This window comes from Hymenobacter agri (assembly GCF_054778495.1).
Map to the genome: position 1 here is coordinate 1 of NZ_BAAGZM010000407.1, position 3900 is coordinate 3900.

General features: G+C 62.3%; 4 protein-coding genes. 2 read left to right on the plus strand and 2 right to left on the minus strand.

Annotated features, from left to right (window positions below; translation table 11 throughout):
• Both ACYVDE_RS16660 and ACYVDE_RS16665 read right to left on the minus strand, forming a co-directional pair.
• Positions 1-1182 (minus strand): M23 family metallopeptidase (locus ACYVDE_RS16660; RefSeq protein ID WP_460502678.1); only part of this gene is annotated, 1182 nt, incomplete at its 3' end.
• Positions 1183-1310: 128 nt separating this feature from the next.
• A complete protein-coding gene (locus ACYVDE_RS16665) occupies positions 1311-1925 on the minus strand; it encodes a fumarylacetoacetate hydrolase family protein (protein ID WP_460502679.1) in 615 nt (204 codons plus the stop codon).
• Between the two features lie 210 nt (positions 1926-2135).
• Here ACYVDE_RS16665 and ACYVDE_RS16670 point away from each other — a divergent pair, with 210 nt between their 5' ends.
• Both ACYVDE_RS16670 and ACYVDE_RS16675 read left to right on the plus strand, forming a co-directional pair.
• The gene (locus tag ACYVDE_RS16670; RefSeq protein WP_460502680.1) at positions 2136-2930 is read left to right on the plus strand and encodes a M48 family metallopeptidase; all 795 of its coding nucleotides are present in this window, start codon (positions 2136-2138) and stop codon (positions 2928-2930) included.
• Positions 2931-3057: 127 nt separating this feature from the next.
• On the plus strand, positions 3058-3621 hold the full coding sequence (locus ACYVDE_RS16675) for a hypothetical protein (protein WP_460502681.1): 564 nt from the start codon (positions 3058-3060) through the stop codon (positions 3619-3621).
• Positions 3622-3900: the final 279 nt, after the last annotated feature.

Sequence of the window (3900 nt, forward strand, 5' to 3'; positions counted from 1 at the left end):
CTTGCGGGCCGCCGCCGCGCCGGTGCGGAAGTAGGCCGGCTGCTCGCCGCGCAGCACCAAGTGCAGGGCCGTCTGGTTGTTGTAGGAGTCGGCGAGCGTCACGTCGAGGTTGTATATTTTGCCGGCTTCCACGTTCAGGCGGCCTTTGCTGGGGCCGGTGGCGTACATCTGCAGGTCGTTGCCTTCATCTACCCACAGCTTTTGCAGGGTGCGTCCCTGCGTTTGCTGGTACAGGAAATCGACGAAATTGGCCACCTGCCGCGTGCCCGTCGGGAACGGCACCGCGTCGATGTTGTGCTGATAAAACGGCTTGCCGTTCACCGTGATGCTCACGCGCTGAATACCGTTCTTGTTCCAGGCATTGTCGAAGCGGTCGAAGCCCTGCACCAGCAAGCCTACCGGCCCGAAGGCGCTGATGGTATCGGCCCAGGTGGTGGTTACGCCCGGCCCCGGCTGAATTTTCGGCACGAACAGCGCCTTGGCGAACACCTTTTTCACCCGCGACTCAATAGCCAGCGGCTCCAGCGCGAAAGCCTGCAACGTGGGCGCTACGTGGTCCTGAATCTCGGGGAAACCGCCCCACTGCAGGGGGTTGTACTGCCGGTCCTGGGCGTCGCGCACTTCCCAGTGCAGGTGCGGGCCGGCCGAGCCGCCGGTGTTGCCGCTCAGGGCCACCAGCTCGCCGCGCTTCACGGGGTAGCGGTCCTTCTCGAAAAAGGCCTCCAGCTCGTAGCTCTGCTTCTCGTACTGCCGACGCAGCAGCTCGGCCGCAAACGCCCCCTTAAACTCGTTGAGGTGGCCGTACACCGTCGTCAGCCCGTTCGGGTGCGTGATGTAGAGCACGTTGCCGTAGCCGAACGACGACTGCTTGAGCCGCGACACGTAGCCATCGGCCGCGGCGTACACGGGCTGGTTCACCCCACCGCCGGTCTTGATGTCGAGTCCGCCGTGGAAGTGGTTGGGACGTAGCTCCCCCATGCTGCCAGCCAGAAAATTGGGCTTGCCCGGCGCAATCGGAAACAGGAAATAGCCCGGGGCCACCACGGGCCGGCCGGCATTGAGCATCTCGCTCAGGCTGTGGTCGTGGTCGGATGAGTCGGCCTCCTGGCCGCCAACTACACTCGGCAGGGCCGCCAGCAAGGTCAGCACCAGTCCGATTATCAACTTCGCGTTATTCTTCAACTTGTAAATAATGATGTAGGGTGCGGGGCTTGCCTCCGCCCGTCGCTGAACGACACCAAACTCCCGGCAGTGTGCCTCTACGGCTAGGGTTTTTCAACGACGGGCGGGGGCAAGCCCCGCCCCTACGCTTAACGTACGTTCAATTCCAGCAGCTTCTCCCCTTCCAGATACCCGGTGAGCTGGTCGCCGATTTTCACCGGGCCCACACCGGCGGGCGTGCCGGTAAAAATGAGGTCGCCCATTTTCAGCGAGATGTATTTCGACACGAAGCTGATGATGTTGGCGAAGGGATGCAGCATCAGGCCGGAGTTGCCGGTCTGGCGGGTTTCGCCGTTCACTTCGAGGTGGAAGTTGATGTTGGCTAAGTCGGCAAAGTCAGCTACCGGCTTGAAGGTGGGCGAAATCGGGGCCGAGCCGTCGAAGGCTTTGGCCAGTTCCCAGGGCAGGCCCTTTTTCTTGAGCTCCGATTGCAGGTCGCGGGCCGTGAAGTCGATGCCCAGGCCGATGGCGTCGAAATAGGTGTGGGCAAACTGCGGCTCGATGTGGCGGCCGTTTTTGCTTACGCGCAGCACCAGCTCCAGCTCGTGGTGGATGTCCTGCGAAAACTCGGGGACGAAAAACGGCTGGCCGCGCTGCAACAGCGCGGTTTCGGGTTTCAGGAAGATGACGGGCGCGCTGGGCACCTCGTTGTGCAGCTCGGCAATGTGGTCGGCGTAGTTGCGGCCGATGCAGATGATTTTCATAGGGCGGGAAAGGGCCAGCAGCGGCCCGGCAATGCGTAACGCCAAAACTACGGCCCGCGGGCGGCATGCGGCCGGGCTTGGCGGCATTTTTTCGGTCCCGCCCCGGCCCGGCCCTAAACATTTTCCCGGCCTGCTGCCGTATAGGCTGCACTGGTGGCTCGTCATTATAAACGCGCCGGCCGCTTCTTCCCACTCTTCTTTCTCCCTCCCATGCTTAAGAAACTCACGCTTCTAGCTGGCCTGGCACTGGCTTCGGCTTGCTCCACGGTGCCCATCACGGGCCGCAGCCAGCTCAACCTGGTTAGCGACAACGAAGTCAATTCGCTGGCCGCCACCCAGTACCGCGAAATCATCGCCAAAGGCCCGCTCTCCAACAACTCCGAACAGGTCGCTCAGACGCGCCGCGTAGGCCAGCGTATTCAGGCCGCCGTCGAGCAGTATTTCCGCCAGCAGAATCAGTCCGACCAGCTGGCCGGCTATCAGTGGGAATTCAATGTCATTCAAGATGATAAGCAGCAGAATGCCTGGTGCATGCCTGGCGGCAAAGTGGCCGTGTACACCGGCATCCTGCCCATCACGCAGGACGATAACGGCTTGGCCGTGGTGCTGGGCCACGAAATTGCCCACGCCGTGGCCAAGCACGGCTCCGAGCGCATGAGCCAGGGCCTGCTGCAGCAGCTGGGCGGCCAGGCACTGTCGGTGGCGCTGGCCAACAACGCGCCCGCCACGCAGCAAATCGCCCTGCAGGCCTTCGGCGTCGGCTCGCAGGTGGGCCTGTTGAAATACGGCCGCAACCAGGAATCGGAAGCCGACCACCTGGGCTTGATTTTCATGGCCATGGCCGGCTACAACCCTGATGGCGCAATTGCGTTCTGGCAGCGCATGGAAGCCCGCGGCGGGGCCGCACCGCCCGAATTTCTCTCGACCCACCCCAGCAACGGTACCCGCATCGCCGACATTCAGCGCGAGCTGCCCGAGGCCCGTAAGTACTATACTGCCCGCTAAAGCTTGGCGTCTGTCATCCTGAGCGCAGCGAAGGACTTTGTCACACCAGAACCCCTGCTGTGAAAAGGTCCTTCGCTGCGCTCAGGATGACAAATGGGTAATAGTCACTTTTTATTTATTGCGCTATATGAACTTCCTTCCTCGATTACTCGGCCTGGGCCTGTTGAGCCTGCTGGTGCTACTGCTGGCCATGTCGTGCGAATCGATGAAGCCCTCGGCTAATGAGTACGGCAGCCCCAACCGCATGACCAAGGGGGCCGCCATTCCCGCCCCCGAAAGCCGGCAGATTGTGCACTTCACTGACAGCAGCACCGAGTACGTGACGCCCCGCAGCGAATTGGCGCGGGCCTTCATCAAGCAGTTTGGCGACGGCACCGTTATCGATAAGATTCAGGTGCGGAAGGCGCCTACCGAGGGTGGCACGGCCCCGAGCTACTACCTCATTGGCATGGGCCTACGCAACGGCATGTTCCGGGCCATGGCGCTGCCGCTGAACACGGGCGGCGACAACACCTACTATCTGCGCCCCAACGCCGAGCGCTACACCCTCACGGGCAGCAACTGCCCCATGTGCTTCTTCAACTTCGAAAACGGGCGCATTGTGGGCACCACCTGCGGCGAGCGCATCAGCGGCGCCACCTGCGACTTGAAGGTCGAAAGCAACAACACCCTTTTCTCCCGAGCCCGATGAATACGCGCAACAAATGGCTGCTGCGGGCCGCCCTCACGGCGCTGGCCCTGCTCATCACCACCGATAAGAAGCGCCCGGCCACAACGTCCGAACCAAAAAAGCCCGCTAAGTAGCGGGCTTTTTTCATGTCACTGCGTTCTGGTTTGCTTGTGCGAATGCTCGAACACGGTTAGCAAGCATTTCCAGATTCGCATGCTCCAACGGATGGCCCGTATTGGGCAGCAGTCCGAAGCGAGCGCGGGGCAGGCCGGCGGCCAGGGCCCGGCCGGTGGGGCTGCC

What these genes read in the sequence shown, in the direction of transcription:
- ACYVDE_RS16665 (WP_460502679.1), bottom strand. Translation starts at nt 1,925, where the DNA reads ATGAAAATCATCTGCATCGGCCGCAACTACGCCGACCACATTGCCGAG.
- ACYVDE_RS16670 (WP_460502680.1), top strand. Translation starts at nt 2,136, where the DNA reads ATGCTTAAGAAACTCACGCTTCTAGCTGGCCTGGCACTGGCTTCGGCT.
- ACYVDE_RS16675 (WP_460502681.1), top strand. Translation starts at nt 3,058, where the DNA reads ATGAACTTCCTTCCTCGATTACTCGGCCTGGGCCTGTTGAGCCTGCTG.